This is a genomic window from Anaerobutyricum hallii, from assembly GCF_900209925.1.
Classification (GTDB): Bacteria; Bacillota; Clostridia; order Lachnospirales; family Lachnospiraceae; genus Anaerobutyricum; species Anaerobutyricum soehngenii.
Genome location: NZ_LT907978.1, coordinates 1,375,452 through 1,397,525 on the forward strand (window position 1 = coordinate 1,375,452; position 22,074 = coordinate 1,397,525).

The 22,074-nt window shown below is 38.0% G+C and carries 17 protein-coding genes and 1 other annotated feature; of the genes, 13 read left to right on the forward strand and 4 right to left on the reverse strand.

Features of this window, described 5'->3' with window-relative positions:
* Positions 1-144 precede the first annotated feature (144 nt).
* Positions 145-936, reverse strand: coding sequence for a DeoR/GlpR family DNA-binding transcription regulator (locus EHLA_RS06340; protein WP_021907022.1), 792 nt, complete (start codon positions 934-936; stop codon positions 145-147).
* A gap of 334 nt (positions 937-1,270) precedes the next feature.
* Between EHLA_RS06340 and fsa the strand changes: the two genes are divergently transcribed.
* Positions 1,271-1,924: a fructose-6-phosphate aldolase gene (fsa, locus tag EHLA_RS06345; RefSeq protein ID WP_021907023.1), complete on the forward strand. Its 654-nt coding sequence runs from the start codon at positions 1,271-1,273 to the stop codon at positions 1,922-1,924.
* Positions 1,925-2,413: 489 nt separating this feature from the next.
* Here fsa and EHLA_RS06350 read toward each other — a convergent pair whose 3' ends face one another.
* Positions 2,414-2,839: a PPC domain-containing DNA-binding protein gene (locus EHLA_RS06350; RefSeq protein WP_096239835.1), complete on the reverse strand. Its 426-nt coding sequence runs from the start codon at positions 2,837-2,839 to the stop codon at positions 2,414-2,416.
* 1,021 nt (positions 2,840-3,860) lie between these two features.
* Here EHLA_RS06350 and EHLA_RS06355 point away from each other — a divergent pair.
* The 3 genes from EHLA_RS06355 (at position 3,861) to EHLA_RS06365 (ending at position 8,059) form a co-directional block, all read left to right on the forward strand.
* Positions 3,861-4,346, forward strand: coding sequence for a MarR family winged helix-turn-helix transcriptional regulator (locus tag EHLA_RS06355; RefSeq protein WP_096239837.1), 486 nt, complete (start codon positions 3,861-3,863; stop codon positions 4,344-4,346).
* Between the two features lie 73 nt (positions 4,347-4,419).
* Complete coding sequence (locus EHLA_RS06360; RefSeq protein ID WP_096241572.1) at positions 4,420-6,168, forward strand: ABC transporter ATP-binding protein; 1,749 nt, start codon at positions 4,420-4,422, stop codon at positions 6,166-6,168.
* Position 6,169: 1 nt separating this feature from the next.
* On the forward strand, positions 6,170-8,059 hold the full coding sequence (locus tag EHLA_RS06365) for an ABC transporter ATP-binding protein (protein WP_096239839.1): 1,890 nt from the start codon (positions 6,170-6,172) through the stop codon (positions 8,057-8,059).
* A gap of 74 nt (positions 8,060-8,133) precedes the next feature.
* On the opposite strand, the gene EHLA_RS06370 is transcribed toward EHLA_RS06365, so the two are convergent.
* The gene (locus EHLA_RS06370; RefSeq protein WP_096239841.1) at positions 8,134-9,537 is read right to left on the reverse strand and encodes a PLP-dependent aminotransferase family protein; all 1,404 of its coding nucleotides are present in this window, start codon (positions 9,535-9,537) and stop codon (positions 8,134-8,136) included.
* 124 nt (positions 9,538-9,661) lie between these two features.
* Between EHLA_RS06370 and cytX the strand changes: the two genes are divergently transcribed.
* The 4 genes from cytX (at position 9,662) to EHLA_RS06390 (ending at position 13,392) form a co-directional block, all read left to right on the forward strand.
* On the forward strand, positions 9,662-10,876 hold the full coding sequence (cytX, locus tag EHLA_RS06375; protein ID WP_096239843.1) for a putative hydroxymethylpyrimidine transporter CytX: 1,215 nt from the start codon (positions 9,662-9,664) through the stop codon (positions 10,874-10,876).
* 285 nt (positions 10,877-11,161) lie between these two features.
* A complete protein-coding gene (locus EHLA_RS06380; protein ID WP_096239845.1) occupies positions 11,162-11,794 on the forward strand; it encodes an NUDIX hydrolase in 633 nt (210 codons plus the stop codon).
* Positions 11,795-11,922: 128 nt separating this feature from the next.
* A complete protein-coding gene (locus EHLA_RS06385; RefSeq protein ID WP_021907881.1) occupies positions 11,923-12,441 on the forward strand; it encodes a EutP/PduV family microcompartment system protein in 519 nt (172 codons plus the stop codon).
* A gap of 21 nt (positions 12,442-12,462) precedes the next feature.
* Positions 12,463-13,392, forward strand: a complete 930-nt coding sequence (locus EHLA_RS06390) for a calcium/sodium antiporter (protein WP_096239847.1) — start codon at positions 12,463-12,465, stop codon at positions 13,390-13,392.
* Positions 13,393-13,439: 47 nt separating this feature from the next.
* Here the strand turns inward: EHLA_RS06390 and EHLA_RS06395 are convergent, their stop codons facing one another.
* Complete coding sequence (locus EHLA_RS06395; RefSeq protein WP_096239849.1) at positions 13,440-14,408, reverse strand: C40 family peptidase; 969 nt, start codon at positions 14,406-14,408, stop codon at positions 13,440-13,442.
* A 279-nt stretch (positions 14,409-14,687) separates the two neighbouring features.
* Between EHLA_RS06395 and EHLA_RS06400 the strand changes: the two genes are divergently transcribed.
* The 5 genes from EHLA_RS06400 to EHLA_RS06420 all read left to right on the forward strand — a co-directional run bounded on the left by EHLA_RS06400 (position 14,688) and on the right by EHLA_RS06420 (position 21,914).
* The gene (locus EHLA_RS06400; RefSeq protein ID WP_096239851.1) at positions 14,688-15,770 is read left to right on the forward strand and encodes a hypothetical protein; all 1,083 of its coding nucleotides are present in this window, start codon (positions 14,688-14,690) and stop codon (positions 15,768-15,770) included.
* Between the two features lie 167 nt (positions 15,771-15,937).
* Positions 15,938-16,591, forward strand: coding sequence for a BMC domain-containing protein (locus EHLA_RS06405; protein WP_096239853.1), 654 nt, complete (start codon positions 15,938-15,940; stop codon positions 16,589-16,591).
* Positions 16,592-16,695: 104 nt separating this feature from the next.
* Positions 16,696-17,349: a BMC domain-containing protein gene (locus EHLA_RS06410; protein ID WP_021907886.1), complete on the forward strand. Its 654-nt coding sequence runs from the start codon at positions 16,696-16,698 to the stop codon at positions 17,347-17,349.
* Positions 17,350-17,403: 54 nt separating this feature from the next.
* Positions 17,404-17,657, forward strand: a binding site (T-box leader).
* Positions 17,658-17,761: 104 nt separating this feature from the next.
* Complete coding sequence (aspS, locus tag EHLA_RS06415; protein ID WP_096239855.1) at positions 17,762-19,513, forward strand: aspartate--tRNA ligase; 1,752 nt, start codon at positions 17,762-17,764, stop codon at positions 19,511-19,513.
* 406 nt (positions 19,514-19,919) lie between these two features.
* Positions 19,920-21,914, forward strand: a complete 1,995-nt coding sequence (locus tag EHLA_RS06420; RefSeq protein WP_408608974.1) for a sodium-translocating pyrophosphatase — start codon at positions 19,920-19,922, stop codon at positions 21,912-21,914.
* The last annotated feature ends 160 nt before the right edge of the window (positions 21,915-22,074 follow it).

Genomic DNA, 22,074 nt, shown 5'->3' on the forward strand with positions numbered 1-22,074 from the left:
GTACTTGCCAGGATATTTTTATCTCAGTCGAGAAGACTCCCACCTCTTTCAGGTGGTGAGTGACAGCTCGACTTGAATGTTTTCTAAAATACATATAAGATCACAAAAGAAAAGGAGGAAGTAGTATCAGTAGCAAGCTTCGGCTTAGACTTCTTTAGCCAATACAAGATTTACTCCGGCATTTTCATAGATGGACTTTGTATGTTCTGAGAGACCAAAATCCGTAATGACCATATTTAAGTCATCTAATGATGCATAACTAGAAATCGATGTTGTGTTAAATTTCGTATGGTCGATTAAGGCAATCGTTTTAGCGGAAGATTTTACACAGCGTCGTTTTAAATCTGCTTCATAAATACTAAAGTCAGTCAGACCATTCTCTACAGAAAAGCCTCGTGCAGATACAAAAGCGATATCTGTGTGAATCTTTGTGAGCAGATCTTCTCCAAGCAAGCCTTCAATGGAAGAAGAAACAGAAGTGACGATTCCTCCGGTTAAGATTACGGTGATTCCGGGAACATCTTTTAATGCCAGTGCCAGATTGATTCCGTTTGTAATAACAGTAAGCTTTGTAAAGCCGGATAACTTCATACCAAGTGTATAGCAGGTGGAACTGGCATCCAGATAAATACACATATGATTTTTAATTAATTTTATTGCTTTGCTCGCGATTGCTTCCTTTTCCTTGCGGTTTTCCAAAGCTCTTTCATCAAAAATATAAGCTCTTCCGGTTAATTCAATATTATCAAGACTTCTATCATTATAAACTGCACCACCATGCGTTTTTGTAATGAGTTTCTCTTTATCCATCTGATTTAAATCGGTACGGATTGTAGTAGCAGACACATCAAGAAGCTGACTCAGCTCTTTAGTTGTAGCCTTTCTGTTTTTATTTAAGTAATCCAGAATCTTCTTCTGGCGTTCTAACTGCATCATGGCAAGATCCTCCAATATAGTATGTATGTACTCTCGGAGTCTTTCTCACAAAATCAAGCACAAAAAGATTCTGAGAATACATCATGTATCTCTGTTTAGAATTTTTGTAAAAGTAGTTTGCCGCTATATTCTAAACAGCACAATTATTATAGCGTGAAATATAAATTTATTCCAGTAAAAAAAGAGAAAAAAATAAAAAATGAGACAAAAAGAAAATAAAAAACGTTATTTACTTATTTTTATTTATTTTTTCTTTTATTTATGCTTGCATTTTCTTTCTTTACATGATATATTGGTAATATCAAATAAACAAAAATAAATGGAGGTTGAAAAAATGAAATTTTTTGTGGATACTGCTAATGTAGAAGACATTAAGAAAGCTAATGATCTTGGAGTAATCTGTGGTGTTACAACAAACCCTTCTTTAATTGCAAAGGAAGGAAGAGATTTTACAGAAGTAATTAAAGAAATTACTTCCATTGTTGACGGACCAATCAGTGGCGAAGTAAAAGCTACAACAACAGATGCAGAAGGAATGATTAAAGAAGGTCGTGAAATCGCAGCAATCCATCCGAACATGGTTGTTAAGATTCCTATGACAGTAGAAGGATTAAAAGCAGTGAAAGTTCTTTCTAAAGAAGGAATCAAGACGAATGTTACATTAATCTTCTCTGCAAACCAGGCAATCCTTGCTGCGAATGCAGGCGCTACATATGTTTCCCCATTCATTGGAAGATTAGATGATATTAACCAGCCAGGAGTTGATTTAATCAGACAGATCGCAGAAATTTTTGATATCTATGCATATGACACAGAGATTATTGCAGCTTCTGTAAGAAATCCAATCCATGTAACAGATTGTGCACTTGCAGGCGCTGATATCGCTACTGTTCCTTACAAAGTAATCGAACAGATGACAAAGCATCCATTAACAGACCAGGGAATCGAAAAATTCCAGGCAGATTATAAAGCTGTATTTGGAGAATAAGAATACGAACGTAAACACAAAGAAATATAAATAAACAATAACACACGACACATATAAACACATATATAAGAATAAAGTAAAACACACAAATGAAATCCCAATTATTGCACATCATATACGCAGTAATTGGGATTTTATTTGCGTTATAATCGTTTATAAAGTTTTTTACAATGGAAAAAGAATGGGGAAAGAATTAAAAAAGTATGGGAGTTATGTTCGTTGACATAGATTTACAAAATAAGATATAAAAGAATGTTGTGGCGATATACCTTTCGAGCAAGTAGAAGACTTCTGACTTCTCCCCCTTATCCTGCCCAAAAACTATTGAATTCATTTCATGTGGAGCCAAAACACAGAAAAAAGAAATAATACCATATCCCAGATGCGGCTTCGGAGCGTGTTTAAGATGCGGATAAGCATCTTAAACACAGCGACTACAGAGCAGATGGGATATGGTATTATTTCTTTTTTCGTTTGTTCCCTAATGAATTAAATAGTAAAATCAAACAAGTTTAGTCCTATTTTTTCATCGTATTTTCTATTAATTGTTCCATCAATAATCTGAATCTGGATTTCAGCAGTAGCACTGACATAGGCCATATTTAAATGCCCGCCAAATACATGGCCATCTTTATCACCGGCAGCCATGTGAAGGTGGAGATATACTTCGCCGTCCTGTCTTGTGACAGTTCCTGTTAAGGAAACAATTTCATAAGCTCCCTCAAAATGAACAGGATAGAACTTTTTTTCTGAGGTATCAAAAACACCAGTAGTAAAGTCATTGAGTGCGCCTAATCCATTAATCTGTGCAAGATGAATCTTTTCTTTTTTTGCTATTTTTTCAATCTGTTCTATGATTTCTTCGCCGGGGTCAAGGCGGAGATAGATAGTATCTTTAAAACGTCTGTAATCCATGTAAAAATCTCCTTTTATAATATTGATTTTTTAATTATAGCACTATCTTTGATTTTGTTAAAGAAAATTTATAACAGCATACAAACCTATTGACAAAGTAGGTATATAGTTGTACTATGCAACCAATATGACATTTGGAGGATTTTAATATGGCATCAATAGAATAGACGAAAAAAGAAACTATCCCATATCCCATCTGCTCTGTAGTCGCTGCGTTTAAGATGCTCATCCGCATCTTAAACACGCTCCGAAGCCGCATCTGGGATATGGTATGGTTTCTTTTTTCTGTGTTTTGGCTCCAGAAGGAATGAATGCAATAGTCTTTGAGGAGAGAGATGGGGAAGGGGACAGAAGGTTGTGACTTATTCTGATACTGTCTCTGCGATGCTGTCAATGCTGATAAGATGATATCGCAGCTATCATTGTATACGATAAATTCACTACTATATTGTGGCAATATATCATTTTTCTCTTCTGGATGGTATACCTTTCGAGCAAGCAGGAGACTTCTGACTTCTCCCCCTTATTTTACCCAAAGACTATTGCATTCCTTCCTTCTGGGGCCAACAAGCAGAAAATAAAAAGAATAGACTATAGCAAATGTAATGGAGAGCAGATAAATAAAATTCCATGACAGAGATACCTTCCGAGTAGGCAGAAGACTTCTGACCTCTCCCCCTTATCTCTCCCAAAAACTATTGCATTCATTCCTTCTGGAGCCAACAAGCAGAAAATAAAAAGAATAGACTATAGCAAATGTAATGTGAGAGCAAGTAAAAATGCCGGTCAGGCATTTTCTGCGCAGTGATATCTTTACATTTGCTATAGTCTATTCTTTTTATTTTCGTCTGTTCCCTCTAAAGAATGAAATAGTAAAACTTCTTGACAAATGAAGGAAAAAGGATATAATAGTAAAGCAAAACTGTTTAATGCTGAACAATTCAATATTAAACAGTTTCTATTCGAACAAGTTGGAAAGCGGAAGGCATAGGGCGAAGAAACAAACAGAGAAGGAGATTGCGTGAAAAGGGAAGATACGATAGGATTTAATATCCGTTCTATAGATAATATGCTGATGAGGAAGGCAATGGCAATGAGTGATGAGGGTTCAGGGAAGAATGGTATGATGCCGGTGATGCAGGGATGGATTATGGGATATTTATATGACCATAAGGAGGAAGAGATTTTTCAAAGAGATATTGAAGCGCAGTTTTATATTGCGCGCTCTACAGTAACCTGCCTTGTAAAACAGATGGAACAAAAAGGATATATAGCCAGAGTGGCAGTAGAGAGAGACTGTCGTTTAAAACGTCTGTGTCTTTTGGAAAAGGGAGAAGAGATTCATAAACGTTTTCTTCAAAATATCGAAAAAATAGAAGAAGAGATTCGTGAGGGAGTCAGCGAAGAAGAGCTGCAGACTTTTTTAAAAGTAGCAGTTAAGATTCGTAATAATCTGGAGGAACTGCAGCATTGCAGTGGAAAATGCAGTGGACGCAAGAAGCAGTAATATGTTAAACAGTAATATCGCAGATTTGTGATATGAAAATATTTAAATTTAAAAAGAAAGGACGGTGGATGGAATGATAAAGACTCTTGCAGGACAAGTGAAAGAGTTTAAGAAAGATTCTATTCTTACACCATTTTTCATGATTCTAGAGGTAATCATGGAAATGATCATTCCGCTTTTAATGTCATCGATTATTGATGATGGCGTGGAAAGAGGAGATATTCATCATATTTATATTATTGGTATATGGATGGTTGTGGCGGCAGGCATTGGTCTGTTTGCTGGTGTTATGGGAGGAAAGTACGGTGCGAGGGCATCAACTGGATTTGCAAAGAACCTACGGCAGGCGATGTTTGAGAATATTCAGACATTTTCTTTTTCTAATATTGATAAGTTCAGTACACCGAGTCTGGTTACCCGTATGACAACGGATGTAACAAACTTACAGAATTCGTATCAGATGCTTCTTCGTATGTGTGTACGTGCCCCATTTAGTTTGGTCTGTGCGATGATCATGTCATTTTCGGTAAATGCAAAGCTTGCAAGTATTTATCTTGTAGCAGTTCTTATTCTTGGTGCTTTCCTTGCACTCATTATCTGGAGAGCCATGGGTTATTTCACAGCAATGTTTAAGAAGTACGACGACCTGAATGCAAGTGTGCAGGAGAATGTTTCTGCTATTCGTGTAGTAAAGGCGTATGTGCGTGAAAAATATGAAAAGAGCCGTTTTACAAAGGCAAGCGACAACGTATATCGTATGGCAGTAAAAGCAGAGAGAATCGTTTCATTTAACTCACCGCTTATGATGCTTACCGTCTATTCCTGTATTCTTGGAATCAGCTGGCTTGGTGCAAAGATGATCGTACAGTCTGTTCTTACAACAGGGGAGCTTATGATGCTGCTTGCATACTGTATGAGTATTTTAATGAATCTTATGATGCTTTCCATGGTTTTTGTTATGCTTTCTATGAGTGTGGCAAGTGCAGAGCGTGTGTCAGAAGTATTAAATGAAACACCGGATATTGTAAATCCAGACCATCCGCTTTATGAAGTAAAAGATGGAAGTATTGTATTTGACCATGTTTCCTTCCGTTATAATAAAGACGGAAAGAAGAATGTATTAAATGATATCAGTTTTTCTGTGAAGGAAGGGGAAACCATTGGTATTATTGGTGGAACCGGAAGTGCGAAATCTAGTCTTGTAAATCTGATCAGCCGTCTGTATGACGTTTCTGACGGAAGATTACTTGTTGGTGGCAAAGATGTGCGGGAGTATGATATTGAAACACTGAGGGATGAAGTGTCCGTTGTCTTACAGAAAAATGTACTTTTCTCAGGGACAATTCTTGATAATCTTCGCTGGGGTGATGAGAATGCAACAGAGGAAGAATGTAAAAGAGCCTGCCGTCTTGCCTGTGCAGATGAATTTATTGACAGGATGCCGGAAGGATATCATACATATATTGAGCAGGGCGGTTCTAATGTGTCTGGTGGACAAAAGCAGAGACTTTGTATTGCAAGGGCTCTTCTTAAAAAGCCAAAGATACTTATTCTTGATGACAGTACAAGTGCAGTAGATACGGCAACAGATGCAAAGATTCGTGAAGCTTTTGCAAAGGAGATTCCAAACACCACGAAACTTATCATTGCCCAGAGAGTATCTAGTGTACAGAATGCGGATCGAATTATCGTTATGGATAATGGAGAAATTTCCGGTTTTGACAGTCATGAAAACCTTATAAAGACAAATGAGATTTACAGAGAAGTATACGAATCCCAGACAAAGGGCGGCGGAGACTTCGATGAGAATGGAGGTGAATAAGATGGCTCGTATGAATATGAAAAATGGGAAAAAAGTAGAAAATCCCGGAGCATTGTTAAAACGTCTCATGGGATATATCATGAAGCATTACGGTGCTGCCTTCATAATAGTATTGCTTTGTATTTTGATCAGCGTTGTCTGTAATGTACAGGGAACGATGTTTATGCAGACATTGATTGATAATTACATTGTCCCGATGTTAAAAGACGGAAATCATGATTTTTCCGGTCTTGCTCATGCAATTACACGCGTAGCTGGTTTTTATGCGATTGGTGTAGTATTAACTTTGTTATATTCACAGATCATGGTAAATATTACACAAGGAACATTACGAAGTCTGCGAGATGACTTGTTTACTCATATGCAGGATCTTCCAATTAAATATTTTGATACACATGCTCATGGTGATATCATGTCTGTGTATACGAATGATATTGATACATTAAGACAGATGATTTCCCAGAGTATTCCGCAGCTTTTTAACAGTGGAATCATGGTAGTCAGCATCATTGTCTGCATGCTCATGTTAAATGTTCTGTTAACGGTAGTCAGCCTTGTCATGGTCGGTGTTATGGTTTATGTTTCTAAACGTCTTGCAACATTAAGCGGAAAATACTTTATACAGCAGCAAAAAGATCTCGGTGCGGCAAATGGTTACATTGAAGAAATGATGCAGGGACAGAAGGTTGTAAAAGTTTTTTGCCATGAAGAAAAAAGTATTGAAGAATTTAAAAAATTAAATGATGAATTGTTCCACAGTGCTGATAATGCAAACAAGTTTGCCAATATTGCTATGCCTGCTAATGCACAGATTGGAAATATCAGTTATGTTATCGTAGCAATCATCGGTGGTATTCTTGCGATTAATGGAATCGGTGGTTTTACACTTGGGGCGCTGGCAAGTTTCCTTACATTTAATAAGAGTTTGAATATGCCAATCGGCCAGGTTAGCCAGCAGGTGAATTTCGTAGCGATGGCGCTTGCCGGAGCACAGAGAATTTTTACACTTCTTGATGAAAAACCAGAAGTTGATGAAGGATATGTTACTCTTGTGAACGCAACAGAAGATGCAGATGGAACGATTCATGAAACCGAAAAACATACCGGTATCTGGGCATGGAAACATTTTCATAAAGAAGATGGAACAACAACGTATAAAAAGCTTCTTGGTGATGTAGAATTTCTTGGTGTGGATTTTGGATATGATGAGAAGAAGATTGTTCTTCATGATATTAAAATGTTTGCTACACCAGGTCAGAAAATCGCATTTGTAGGTTCTACCGGAGCCGGAAAGACAACGATTACAAATCTGATCAATCGTTTTTATGATATTCAGGACGGAAAAATCCGTTATGACGGTATTAATATTAATAAAATAAAAAAAGCAGATTTAAGACATTCTCTTGGAATGGTATTACAGGATACTCATTTATTTACTGCAAGCGTAAAAGACAATATCCGTTACGGTAAGCTGGATGCAACAGATGAAGAAGTTATTGCAGCAGCAAAGCTTGCTAATGCCGATAGTTTTATTGAAAGACTTCCACAGGGATATGATACGATTCTTACTGGAGATGGTGCAAACTTAAGTCAGGGTCAGCGCCAGCTTCTTTCTATCGCAAGAGCAGCAATCGCAGATCCTCCAGTATTAATTCTTGATGAGGCAACTAGTTCAATCGATACCCGTACCGAAAAAATCGTACAGGAAGGAATGGATCGTCTGATGAATGGAAGAACTACTTTTGTAATCGCGCATCGTCTTTCGACGATTAAAAACAGTGATTGTATCATGGTATTAGAACAGGGAAGGATTATCGAGAGAGGATCTCATGATGATCTGATAGAAGAAAAGGGAAGATACTATCAGCTTTATACTGGAAATAAAGCATAATTTATTGGAATATACCAAAAAGATTTCGAGAGTAGATCGTAGATGAAGGGGGCACAAAAAACAGCCCCTTTCATCTATTTTTTTATACAGTCATATAGTACTTTTATTGCTTCTGCTAAATGTTCTGTATTGAGGTAAGAGTAGTTGATAATAAAGGTGTGAGCAGCAAAGTCGTCAGGACTGTCATGATAATAAGCGGACAGACTGTTCAGTTTCACCCCTTTTTGAAGTGCGCGCTGCATGAATTCTTTATCGGATAGTTCCATTTTTAATTTTAACAGAAAATGAAGTCCGGAGTCTTCTTCCATAATAGTGACATGGGACGAGAGAGGACTTCTTTTTATAGCATCTAATAAGATGTCCCGTTGCTTATGGTAAAAGTTACGCATACGGTTTATGTGTTTTTCAAAATAACCTTCGTTAATAAAACGCATTAGTGCATATTGTTCAAAGTTTGAAACGGTACAGGAGTAAAAGCTCAACCGTTCTAGAAAACGATTGGAAAGTTCCGGCGGGAGTACCATATAACTGATTCGCATAGTAGAGGAAAGACTCTTTGTAAAAGTATTAATATAGATAACCTTTTGCGTGATATCCATACTTTGTAAAGACGGAATCGGCTTTCCAGTAAGGCGAAATTCGCTGTCGTAATCATCTTCAATAATATAACGATTAGCAGAAGCAGCAGCCCAGCCAAGAAGTTCATAACGGCGGCTTATAGGAGTAACGATTCCTGTGGGAAAATGATGCGAGGGGGAGATGTGTACCACATCTGCACCGCTATTTTCTAATTCGTTGACAAGAATTCCTTTTTCATCCATTGGAATATAATGGTATTTTACGTTATAGCTATTGTAAATGGCGGCAATCTTTTCATAGCCGGGATTTTCAATAGCATATTTTTTGTCAAATCCAAGGAGCTGAATGAGCAGTCCGTAAAGATATTCTGTTCCGGCACCAATAAAAATCTCTTCCGGCTGGACATGCATTCCCCGGAATTGTTCTAAATGTGTGGCAATAGCCTTTCTAAGACCGATGATGCCTCCACATGGAGGCTTTGTCATAAGGTCTGGGCTATTTGTATTAAAAGTTTCGCGCATCAGTTTTGCCCAGATTGAAAACGGAAAGTTTTCCGGACGGGTCTGGTTACTTGAAAAATCAGCAAGAAAATCAGAATATCCGGAAGAAAGTTCTACATTTTCTGTTGTTAATTTCACTGGTTTTATCGCATTATTTTTAAAATCTGATACATAGAAGCCTTTTTTAGGAATGGAATAAATATACCCTTCAGATAAAAGTTGTGCATAAGCATTTTCGATAGTAATTGTACTTACTCCGAGATTTTTCGCAAAACTTCTTTTGGAAGGCAGTTTTTCTCCTGAAATTAACTTTCCATCTATAATATCCTGACGGATACATTGGTATAGGTGCGTGTATAGAGATTCATTTTTTAAGTTTGTAAAAGAATAAGTTAGCATAGAATTCTCCTGATATATATTCTGACCATACTGGCTTTATCTAAATTGGATATTTAATTATGGTTAAAGTGTACTATAATATTATACTTGTTTCAGATATTTTTACAAGGAGGAATGATTTCGTATGGAAGAAAATAAAACATCGGTCTTTAGTAATGGATTAATCTGGTTTGGAGCCGGAGTTTCCATGTCAGAAATTCTGACAGGGACGTATTTTGCACCGCTTGGGATTAAAACGGGTCTGTTCGCTATTTTAATTGGTCATATCATTGGAGGTATCTTATTATTTTTAGCAGGATATCTTGGAGCAAAAACGAGAAATAATGCGATGGAAACCGTTGCAGTTAGTTTTGGACGAAAAGGTAATCTGCCTTTTTCTGTTTTAAATATTTTACAGCTGGCAGGCTGGCTTGCTATTTTAAATTACGATGGAGCACTTGCTGCGAATGGTATTTTTTCTGTAGGAGCGGGCGTATGGTGTGCAGTAATCGGCATTTTATTACTCCTGTGGGTTCTGGTAGGATTAAAACGTCTCGAGAAGATTAATATGGTTGCAATGACAGCATTATTTTTAATGACGTTAGTATTATGTTTTGTAATTGTGACGAGAGGAAACTTCGGAACGCTTTTCAATGGCAGCAGTGCGAATAAGGATGCACTTACTTTTGGTGCAGCAATTGAGCTGTCAGCAGCCATGCCATTATCCTGGATTCCTGTAATCAGTGATTATACATCTAACAGTACAAAACCGGTAAAGGCTACTGTAGTAAGTACCATTGTTTATTGTCTGGTAAGCTGTTGGATGTATTTGATTGGAATGTCTGCTGCGATTGGTATGGGAACTCCTGATATTGCGCAGATTTCTCTTCGTGCTGGGCTTGGAGTAGTAGGCCTTTTGATTATTCTTTTTTCTACGGTTACAACGAACTTTCTGGCAGCACATTCTGCTGGTGTTTCAGGAGAAGTTATTGGAGAAAGTTTTTCAAAACATATTAACGGAAAATATCTTTCTGTTCTTGTAGTTCTCATCGGTACGATTGCGGCGATCCTTTATCCGATGGATAACATAGAAGACTTCCTTTATTTGATAAACTCTGTATTTGCACCGATGATCGCGGTTATGATTGCAGATTTTTTCTTTAATAAAAAGCGGAGTGTGACAAAAGAATGGGATTGGACGAATCTTATAGTATGGCTGATTGGTCTTAGTTTATATCGAGTATTGATGCATGTTGACATTGTTATCGGTTATACGCTGCCGGATATTGTGATTACGGCTGTTTTATGTGTTATTGTACATCGTATTCTTCCGAAGAATCGCCTTGACAAAGCTCTTTAAATGTATGACAATATATCCTAAAAGAATATACTGTTTTTATGTAAAACTTATGTAAAACAGCGTCTTCTTTTAGGATTTTTTATCTCAGTCGAGAAGACTCCCACCTCTTTCAGGTGGTGAGTGACAGCAAATTTGTCTCAGTGGGAGTCTAATCTCCGACTGAGATAAACGCTCCGCGAGGATGCGCAGTGATTCTGTAAAGAATATGTCAGCTTACGCTGACCAGAATCACGCGCCAAGTCTCGCGGCTGCTCGACTTGAAATTTTAAGAAAGGTGACAAGAATATGTATAACGGAAAGATGGAGACAATTTACGAGTCGGAATATATGAACCTCTATGATTTACAGTATAGAGAAGGCGGACACTATTATTGTGCCAGCAGAAGGAAGAAAGATAGAATGGTTGCATTGACACCGGATGAAGAATGTAAGACAATGCAGGCAGATGCAGTAAGCTGTTTTGTTGTACTAAATATCAAGGGACAGCCGAAGAAGCTTCTTTTAAACTGGGAATATCGTTATCCGGTCGGACAGTATATGTTAAGCGTACCGGCAGGTCTTATTGACGAAAAAGACTGGGACAATCCAAATGCTCTTACAGCTACAGCAATTCGAGAGCTGAAGGAAGAAACCGGAATTGAAGTGGAAGAATCCGATGAGATTAAGGTGATATCTCCATGTGTATTCAGTACTCCGGGAATGACAGATGAGGGGAATGCTTTAGTATATATATCAATCAATCGTGACGAGATGCCAAAGATGAATCATGATGGGGCAGAAGGTTCGGAAGTGTTTGAAGGATTTCGTCTGGTGAGCAAAGAAGATGCACAAGACTATCTTTGCAAAGGAAGAGATGAACATGGTATGTATTATCCTCTTTATACCTGGGCAGCCTTAATGTTTTTTATGGGAGTATAGTTGCGATACATTCAAGAATGCCTTGGTATTCTTGATCTGATATGTTAAATTTATTCACATACAGTATATGATTGGGACGGGGAGAGAACCTATGTGAATAAGGAACTGAAAACAGGGGGACGTTATTAATGAGAAGGATGTTGCTAATTGGACGAAGTGAAAGTGGGAAGACAACGTTAAAACAGGTATTACGTGGAGAAAAGATTACTTATAAGAAGACACAGTATGTCAGCCAGTATGATTGTATTATTGATATGCCGGGAGAGTATGCTGAAAATATGGATTTATCACATACGATTGATTTATATGCGGCAGAATCCGATGTGGTAGGAATTGTTTTAAGTGCGACAGAACCGTATTCTTTATATCCTCCAAATGTAACACCACTTGGAAATAGAGATGAAGTGGGAATTGTAACTAAAATAGATCACTGGGCAGCTAATCCGCAGCAGGCAGCGGAATGGTTAAAGTTAACCGGATGTAAAAAGATATTTTTTACAAGTTCTTATACAGGAGAAGGAATTGATGAGATTTTTGAGTTCCTTCGAGAAGAACATGACATCTGTCCAGTAGAAAAGGTTATGGATGCGCTTCACAAAGAAACATTTAAAAAACCAGCAGATCTTCCACATTATCACCTTCAGTAATTTTAGGAGGAAAAGATATTTATGATACTTCAGATTTTACTTTTATGTTTAGGGTTTGTATTTTTAGTAAAAGGTGCAGACTTTTTTGTAAATGGAGCTGCCGGAATTGCGGCGAAGCTGGGGATACCTCAGTTGATCGTTGGACTTACGATTGTGGCAATGGGAACAAGCCTTCCGGAAGCTGCCGTCAGTATTACATCTGGTTTAAAAGGAAATGCAGGAATTACAATCGGAAATGTTGTTGGCAGTAATATTATGAATGTTTTTGTGATTCTTGGAATTACAGCAGTTATTACAAATGTTGCGATTCAGAAATCCACATTATATTATGAGATTCCGTTCATGATACTGGTTACATTGCTGATGATTTTTTTTGGAATGACCAGACAGGCAGTTAGTTTTGTAGAAGGTGTGATTTTCTGGATATTATTTATCGCATTTCTTGCTTATCTTTTTGTTATGTCAAAAAAGAATAAAGTTTCAGAAGAAGAAGCCCAGTGTGATATGTCTTATTTAAAGTGTATCATCTCCATCATTGCCGGAGGAATCATGGTTGTATGGGGAAGTGACCTTGTAGTTGATTCGGCATCGGCAATAGCAAGAACCTTTGGAATGAGTGAACGTTTCATTGGACTTACGATCGTAGCGTTTGGAACAAGCCTTCCGGAACTTGTTACTTCCGTAACAGCAGCCAAAAGTGGAAATGTTGGAATTGCGATCGGAAATATCGTAGGAAGTAATATATTTAATATTCTTTTTGTCATTGGAACAACTGCATTAATCTGTAATGTACCATTTGAAAGTAAGTTTTTGGTTGATTCAGCGGTAGCAGTAGCTGCAGGTGTTATTTTATGGCTTGGAACGATAAAGAATAAAGAACTTAGAAGACCCTGTGGAATTATAATGCTGTTAGCATATGCAGGATATTTTGCATATTTATGTATGAATTAAGCGTGATAGGTAAAAAAATATGGCAGGAATTCCTGCCATATTTTTTATTAGCGAGAAGCGCAGTAAGCTGCGGCATTACACCCGGTATCCCAGTAGGTACTGCTTCGGCTAAATGTGCTGATTTTTACCTTTCCAGCGGTCTGAGAAGCGTGGAGAACCTTTCCGTTTCCAAGATAGATTCCAACGTGATTAGAACTACCTCGGTGGAATACCAAATCTCCGACGGTAACATTATGAACAGAGGAAACAGAATACAAGTAAGAATCCATGAGTTCAAGTTGTTCATAAGTAGTGTTACCGATATATTTGCCGGTTGCACTTTTATAGGCATCACGTACGAGGCTGGAACAATCGGCATAGCCTTTCTGGTCTCGTCTTGCCTGACTGTATTTGTTCCCAAGTCTGGTATGTGCATAAGAGATTGCTCTTGAGCGGTAGTTACCAGTAGAAACAGTAGGGGAAGTTTTAGCTGCTTTTTTTACTGGAGTATAACTTTTTCCAACGTAAATCCCATAAACATAACCCTTTTTTCCGGCAGAAGTTTTCACTTTTTTCCATGCACCTTTTGTAGTGCAGACAGTAACGCTTTGACCTGCGGACAAGCTTCCTTTAATACGTCCGGAAAAGGAGGGCTTCGCACGCATGTTTACGCTGCTGGCAGTGATTACTGCGCGGTAAGATGTGCTATTTGCAGAGGATGCAGAAGCCTTTTTGGAACTCTTAAGATATGTTTTATAAATATATCCTTTTACTCCATCTACTTTAACCGCAATCCAGTTACCTTTACTGCCTGTTCTAGTTACAGCTGTCCCGGCAGAAACAGAAGTGAGAATCTTTGAAGAGCCATTTGGCTTGGCTCGTATATTCACTCCGTCAGTAGTATACAGCCGTTGTGCGTGAACAAAAGTTGTTGGGAGCATCAGAAAAAGAAGAAGAGAAAAAAGTATTGCCTTATGATTCTTTTGAATAAATAATGGCAGATGCACAACTTTTTTCGAGTGTTTGTTCGTGTTCATTGGTGATACATCTCCTCATATGTAATTTATAATAAATTGTAACACATTTTACAGCAAAAATTAAGAAATTTTTTCAAGGAAAACATTACATATTAAATTTTTTGTAATTATTTTAACTATCCTGATTTCCTGCATGATCGATATCGGAATATAAAAAGCATATTGGATAAAAAATAGATTCATGTTATGATGTTAGGGAAAATACCTTTTAATCCTAACATCATAACATGAATGTTTTTTTTAATATTGCATAAAGCTAGAAGAAGGAGGCTGTGTACGGTGAAGAAGTATCCGGTTATAATAATATTTTTGATAACAATGTTACTTGTTTGTGGAGAGACGGTTATGGCGAAGGAACGTTTGGGAAAACCACAGGGGGTTCTTGCGAATGGAGTAGAAGATCGAGTCGTGATTTCATGGGAACCGGTAAAAAAAGCGGATGGGTATGAAGTTTTTGAAAAGGCAGAAGGAGAGAAAACGTTTACAAAGGTAAAAGTAACGAAAAAGAGGAAGATCGTTTTAAAGAAAAAAGCACGAGGCAGAAGGTATCAATACAAAGTAAGAGCATATCGAACGAAAAAGAAGGTCATTTACGGAAAGTTCGGGAAAAAGGTGGAGACGATGACAGCAAAGGATTCAACATCTACTATTAAGAACTTTTTGACAACGGCAATTACTCCGGTTGGATCAACAATGTATATATGGGGTGGTGGCTGGAATAAAGAAGATACCGGAGCTGGAAAGGATGGAGTTTTAATCGGTCTGAATCCGAACTGGCGTAATTTTTGCGGGAAACAGAAGGCATCTTATAACTACAGGAGACACAGATATCAATTTGGTGCAGGGCTTGATTGCTCCGGTTTTGTTGGCTGGAGCATCTATAATATAATGAAAACAAAGAATGGAAAGCCAGGGCATGGTTATGTTATGAAGGCATCGAAGATGGCATCATCTTTTGCGAAGTATGGATGGGGGACTTATAAAAGCGCAGCAGGGATCAAAGACTTTAAAGCCGGTGATGTTATGAGTTCATCTACCCATGTCTATATTGTTGTGGGAAGCTGTCAGGATGGGAGTGTTGTTTTAGTACATTCAAGTCCGGCAGGTGTTCGTTTGTCAGGTACTCCGAACAGACAGGGGAAAGCAGGAAGCGAAGCTGTAAGATTAGCAAAGGCATATATGAAGAAGTATTATCCGTCCTGGTATCGCCGCTATCCATCCTGTGGAAGGGGAATGAGTTATCTTACGGATTATGCTCAGTTCCGTTGGACAACAGGCAAGGGAAGCGTGTTAGATGATCCGGATTTATATCAGAATAAAACAGCAAAAGAAATATTACAAGATTTGTATAATAAAAAGTAAAGAAAAGAACATAAATTCACAGCCAAAGTAAAAAATAGTTTATGTTCATGGAAAGTGATTTATGATAAACTGGTAATTATTAAGAGCTGCTGCATGATCATGATTGAAAAGCATCAGTGCTGCGTTTTATTAGTTAGATTAGAGAATTGAATTGTTAGGAGTACAATATGAGAAGGAGAATAGATGCTCATGTAGTGATGGAAAAGATTATTCCACGAATTACAGAAGAATATCGGAAGTTATATGACATTCCTGAAGACCATGAAAGTATGGCTGTTTTTTCTGCAGATTGTGAGGATGTTATGTGGCTTGCGGTAGATGATGCAACAAAGAAGGCTAAGATCAAGGTCATTCAGATTGAGACAGTCTATGGTGGTGTTGATCATTCCTGGAGCAGATATGGGGGAGAGATTACAGCAATTATTTCCGGAGAGAAAGTTGCGGATGTAAAGAGTGGTCTTCATTATGCGAAAGATTATATAGAGAATAAATCAGGAAACTATCATCTGAACGAAGATGGTACGTTAGGATACTATGTGGATTATGTTCCAAGAATCGGAAAGTATTATCAGGAATCGTTAGGACTTAGCGAGGGAACATCCATAGCATATCTGGTATCTGCACCGGTAGAGAGCATGTATGGCTTAGATAAAGCATTAAAAGCAGCAGATGTAAAGATTGCGGAATTATCTGAGATTCCTTCGCGTGTTAATACGGGTGGAGCAATTGTTTATGGAACGGAATCTGCCTGTCGTTCTGCCGTTGAGGCATTTGTTGAAGGGGTAGAGTACTGTGCATTTCATCCAATGGATATAGAGTGAGATTTTTGTGGAAAACAGAGATTTTATCTCAGTCGAGAAGACTCCCACCTCTTTCAGGTGGTGAGTGACGGCCCGACTTGAATAGTAATGAAAGGATTTAATTTATGAAGATTGTAAAGATGGAGACACATATGCTCAGCCAGAAAGTGATTGCAAATGTGACGGCTGAGTTTGCAAGAGTATATAATATACCGGAAGGACATACAAGTGTTGGTTTCTTTTCTACGGATAATGATGATATTGGGTATCTTGCAGTAGATGATGCAAGCAAGAAGGCAAATATTAAGCTGATTCATGCACAGACGTATTACGGAGGTTCTATTTGTTCCTGGAGTAAGTACGGCGGAAGTGTATTTGTTCTTTTTTCCGGTCCGAAGGTAGAAGACGTGAAGAGTGGACTTCGCTACATAAAAGATTTTATAGAGAATCATTCGGAACTTTGTAACTTTGATGGAGATGAGGGAACAGCGTTCTATGCACAGACGATTCCAAGACCGGGAAAGTATTTTCAGGAATGGTGTGATATTAAACCAGGAGAATCTTATGCATATCTTGTAGGAGGTCCGATTGAGACAAACTATGCATTGGATAAGGCGTTAAAGGCAGGCAATACCCGGGTAGCAAGATACTGGTATCCGCCGTCACACGCAAACTCAAGTGGGGCAGTGCTTGCTGGAACAGAATCTGCCTGCCGGGCAGCAACGACTGCTTTTATCGAGGCTTTGGAGTATGCGATAAAGAATCCACTTGAAATATAAGAAAAAATTTCTGGACATTTTTTTTAAGCTGTGGTAGACTGAGTAAGATTTGATGTAAAGGCAATGACGAAGAGAAGTAGTGAGAATTATCGCTTTCAGAGAGTGGGGGATGGTGAGAACCCTGCAGAATGAATTTTCATGAATAACACTTTACCAGCCGCAATCTGAACAAAGGTCTGCAAAACGGACACGAGCAGACTGATCAGTAGGTGCGCCGTAACTGTGCGTTAGACAGAAGTTGGTTTTGAGTGACTGTTTTATATAAAGACAGTAATTCAGGTGGTACCGCGGAATCATCCGTCCTGAACTAGTTATAGTTCAGGACGTTTTTTTGTTTTGTCCTAGTCAAGAAGACTTGAGTAAGCAATAAAGTTGTATTAAAAGTTGTATTATAAGAAGGGAGATTAGATAAATGAACATATCAAACATTTACAGAGACAGAACTCTTGATATGATGAATGAAGAGAATGTTGGCGAAACTGTCCGCGTGGCAGGCTGGGTAGAGAATATCCGAGATCATGGTGGGGTATCTTTTATTGATTTAAGAGATATGTATGGTGTCCTTCAGGTTGTAATGAGAGATACTACTTTACTAGAAGGAATCAATAAAGAGGATTGCATTTCTCTTGAAGGTGTGATTGAGCATAGAGATGAGGAAACATATAATCCAAAGATTCCGACCGGAACAATTGAATTAGAAGCACACAAAGTAGACTTACTTGGAAAGGTATATAAGCAGCTTCCGTTTGAGGTCATGACTTCTAAAGAAAATCATGAGAATGTACGTTTAAAATATCGTTATCTTGATTTGAGAAATAAAAAAGTAAAAGATAACATGATTTTCCGTTCTAAAGTTATCAGCTTTTTAAGACAGAAGATGACAGATATGGGATTTTTGGAAATTCAGACTCCAATTCTTTGCGCTTCTTCTCCAGAAGGTGCAAGAGATTATATCGTGCCATCCAGAAAATACAAAGGGAAGTTTTATGCGCTTCCACAGGCACCACAGCAGTATAAGCAGCTTCTTATGGTATCTGGATTTGATAAGTATTTCCAGATTGCTCCATGTTTTCGTGATGAAGATGCCAGAGCAGACCGCTCTCCAGGAGAATTTTATCAGTTAGACTTTGAAATGAGTTTTGCAACACAGGAAGATGTATTCCGCGTAGGAGAAGAAGTTCTTACAGCAACATTTGAAAAGTTTGCACCAGAAGGAAGTGTTGTAACAGCAGCTCCTTATCCGGTAATCAGCTACAAGCAGGCAATGCTTGAGTTTGGTTCTGATAAGCCGGATTTAAGAAATCCGCTTCGTATTGTAGATGTGACAGATTTCTTCCAGAGATGTACATTTAAACCATTCCATGGTCAGACTGTTCGTGCAATTAAAGTATCAAATAAGATGTCGAAAGGTTTCCATGAGAAACTTCTTAAGTTCGCGACATCGATTGGAATGGGCGGACTTGGCTATCTTGAAGTAAAAGAAGATTTAAGTTATAAAGGACCAATCGATAAGTTTATTCCGGATGATATGAAGGCAGAGATTCGTGAAATCGCTGGTCTTAAAGGTGGAGATACGATTTTCTTTATCGCAGATAAAGAAAAACAGGCAGCTCTTTATGCAGGACAGCTTCGTAATGAATTAGGACAGCGTCTTGATTTATTAGAGAAGAATGCATACCGCTTCTGTTTTATTAATGATTTTCCAATGTATGAGTATGATGAAGAACAGAAAAAAATCATCTTTACTCACAATCCATTCTCTATGCCACAGGGTGGTTTAGAAGCGTTAACAACAAAGGATCCATTGGAATTACTTGCTTATCAGTATGATATCGTATGTAATGGTGTAGAGCTTTCTTCTGGAGCGGTAAGAAACCATAATCTTGATATCATGGTAAAAGCTTTTGAAATCGCAGGATATACGGAGGAAGATTTAAAAGAGAAATTTGGTGCACTTTACAATGCATTCCAGTATGGTGCGCCGCCACATGCCGGTATGGCACCTGGTGTAGATCGTATGATCATGCTGCTTCGCAATGAAGAAAATATTCGTGAGGTTATTCCATTCCCTATGAATGGTAATGCACAGGATGTTATGTGCGGAGCACCAAATGAAGTTTCTGAAATGCAGCTTCGGGAAGTACACATTAAAGTAAGAAAGTAATTTCATTATGGGGAGATTTATTTCCCTGTTAATAGTATCAGATCCGCTTATTTGTGAATTGACAGTAGGAACTAAGCGATAAGTAGGTTTGAAATAAGAAATGAAGTTAGGAGAGGATTATGTAAAGTGATCCCCTCCTTTTTTTTCGACAGGTTAGCCTTCGGATAAGAAAAGAATGTGATTTCAAATGAAAAGTATAATGTAAGTTATATAAAGAGAAAAAAGTTCTTTTTGAGAAAAAATATACAATAAATAGAAAACTAACGGGGATATTATTGAAAAAATAACTAAAAAACAAGAAAAACCGTCTATAAACTTGTTTATAACAATAAAAAACATTTACAAACAAAAGCATTTTTTAGATAATAAAATTAATATTTCATAAAGAAAAATAAGTCATAGGAGGATGAGTATGGAACGTTTAATTTTTTGCGCGCCAATTCTTGGAATTTGCGCGTTACTCTTTGCGTTTTATCTTACAAAAAAAGTAGGAAGACAGGATGCAGGAACAGACAGAATGAAGGAGATTGCAGCATTTATTCACGAAGGAGCAAGAGCCTTCCTCACAGCAGAATATAAGATTCTTATTGTATTCGTTGCGGTATTATTTATATTAATTGGTGTAGGAATTGGTAACTGGGTAACAGCAGTATGTTTTCTTGTTGGAGCATTATTCTCTACAGTAGCCGGTTATATCGGAATGAATGTTGCTACAAAAGCAAACGTAAGAACCGCTGCAGCAGCAAAAGACAGCGGAATGAATAAAGCGTTATCAATCGCATTTTCCGGTGGTGCTGTCATGGGTATGGCAGTAGTAGGTTTTGGCCTTTTTGGAGCAGGAGTTATCTATGCTTTGACTAAAAATCCAGATGTTCTTTCCGGATTTTCGTTAGGAGCATCTTCTATCGCATTATTTGCTCGTGTAGGTGGTGGTATTTATACGAAGGCTGCCGATGTTGGAGCAGACCTTGTAGGTAAGGTAGAAGCTGGTATTCCGGAAGATGACCCTCGTAATCCAGCTGTTATTGCTGACAATGTAGGAGATAACGTAGGGGATGTTGCCGGAATGGGTGCTGACTTATTTGAGTCATATGTAGGATCTTTAGTATCTGCGATTACCCTTGGTGTTGTTTATGCGAAAGAAAGTGGAGCTATTTTCCCATTAGTTATCGCAGCACTTGGTGTATTAGCATCTGTTATTGGATGTTTCTTTGTAAAAGGTGATGAGAATTCCAGTCCGCATAAAGCTTTGAAGTACGGAAGTTATTCCGCAGCAATCGTAGTGATGATTGGTTCTTTGATTTTAAGTAAAGTGTTCTTTAATGGATTTAAAGAAGCGATAGCTATTATTTTCGGTCTTATCGTTGGTCTTTTGATCGGTGTGATCACAGAAGTGTATACTTCTGGGGATTATGGTTTTGTTAAAAAGATTGCACAGCAGTCTGAAACTGGTCCGGCAACAACGGTAATCAGTGGTATTGCTGTAGGAATGCAGTCCACAGCTGTTCCGATTATCTTAATTGCAATTGGAATCATCGGAGCATATTCTTTCAGTGGTCTTTATGGAATCGCATTAGCAGCCGTAGGTATGCTTTCAACAACTGGTATTACAGTAGCGGTAGATGCATATGGTCCGATCGCGGATAATGCCGGTGGAATTGCAGAAATGTCTGGTCTTCCATCTGAAGTTCGTAACATTACAGATAAACTTGATGCCGTTGGTAATACAACAGCAGCTATGGGTAAGGGATTTGCTATTGGTTCTGCCGCTCTTACAGCATTAGCATTATTCGTTTCTTATGCACAGGCAGTTGGATTATTTGAATCCGGAATCAACTTACTGGATTATAAAGTAATCGTTGGTATGTTTGTAGGTGGTATGCTTCCATTCCTCTTCTCTGCTTTTACAATGGATTCTGTATCTAAGGCAGCTTACAAGATGATCGAGGAAGTAAGACGACAGTTTAAAACAATTCCTGGAATCTTAGAAGGAAAAGGAAAACCTGATTATACATCCTGCGTAGCTATTTCTACTCAGGCAGCTTTAAAAGAAATGCTTCTTCCTGGTGTGATGGCAGTTCTTGCACCGTTATTTATCGGTGTTGTACTTGGACCGGCAGCACTGGGCGGACTTCTTGGCGGAGCTTTAGTAACAGGTGTTATGCTCGCTATCTTTATGTCTAACTCCGGTGGAGCATGGGATAACGCGAAGAAATATATTGAAGATGGTAATCATGGTGGAAAAGGAAGCGAAGCACATCGTGCAGCAGTTGTAGGAGATACGGTAGGTGATCCATTCAAAGATACATCAGGACCTTCTATCAATATCCTTATTAAACTTATGACGATCGTATCATTAGTATTTGCTCCATTATTCCTCAGTATCGGAGGATTATTCTAAAAAATACCGATTTTTATCTGTCATGAAAAATAGAAAACCAGAAAGGTTAAGAAACCTTTCTGGTTTTCTATTTTCAGCAATAAATGGTTTATAAACAGAGAGTAATTTGTTATAATAAATAAGTTAAGAGTTTTTACATATAAGCAGGACTCTAAGTAAG

Excerpts from the sequence above, each read along its gene's own strand:
- EHLA_RS06380 (WP_096239845.1), top strand. The coding sequence starts at position 11,162 with ATGTATAACGGAAAGATGGAGACAATTTACGAGTCGGAATATATGAAC.
- EHLA_RS06340 (WP_021907022.1), bottom strand. The coding sequence starts at position 936 with ATGATGCAGTTAGAACGCCAGAAGAAGATTCTGGATTACTTAAATAAA.
- EHLA_RS06390 (WP_096239847.1), top strand. The coding sequence starts at position 12,463 with ATGATACTTCAGATTTTACTTTTATGTTTAGGGTTTGTATTTTTAGTA.
- aspS (WP_096239855.1), top strand. The coding sequence starts at position 17,762 with ATGAACATATCAAACATTTACAGAGACAGAACTCTTGATATGATGAAT.
- EHLA_RS06385 (WP_021907881.1), top strand. The coding sequence starts at position 11,923 with ATGAGAAGGATGTTGCTAATTGGACGAAGTGAAAGTGGGAAGACAACG.
- EHLA_RS06410 (WP_021907886.1), top strand. The coding sequence starts at position 16,696 with ATGAAGATTGTAAAGATGGAGACACATATGCTCAGCCAGAAAGTGATT.
- cytX (WP_096239843.1), top strand. The coding sequence starts at position 9,662 with ATGGAAGAAAATAAAACATCGGTCTTTAGTAATGGATTAATCTGGTTT.
- EHLA_RS06350 (WP_096239835.1), bottom strand. The coding sequence starts at position 2,839 with ATGGATTACAGACGTTTTAAAGATACTATCTATCTCCGCCTTGACCCC.
- fsa (WP_021907023.1), top strand. The coding sequence starts at position 1,271 with ATGAAATTTTTTGTGGATACTGCTAATGTAGAAGACATTAAGAAAGCT.
- EHLA_RS06395 (WP_096239849.1), bottom strand. The coding sequence starts at position 14,408 with ATGAACACGAACAAACACTCGAAAAAAGTTGTGCATCTGCCATTATTT.
- EHLA_RS06420 (WP_408608974.1), top strand. The coding sequence starts at position 19,920 with ATGAGTATGGAACGTTTAATTTTTTGCGCGCCAATTCTTGGAATTTGC.
- EHLA_RS06360 (WP_096241572.1), top strand. The coding sequence starts at position 4,420 with ATGATAAAGACTCTTGCAGGACAAGTGAAAGAGTTTAAGAAAGATTCT.
- EHLA_RS06405 (WP_096239853.1), top strand. The coding sequence starts at position 15,938 with ATGAGAAGGAGAATAGATGCTCATGTAGTGATGGAAAAGATTATTCCA.
- EHLA_RS06365 (WP_096239839.1), top strand. The coding sequence starts at position 6,170 with ATGGCTCGTATGAATATGAAAAATGGGAAAAAAGTAGAAAATCCCGGA.
- EHLA_RS06370 (WP_096239841.1), bottom strand. The coding sequence starts at position 9,537 with ATGCTAACTTATTCTTTTACAAACTTAAAAAATGAATCTCTATACACG.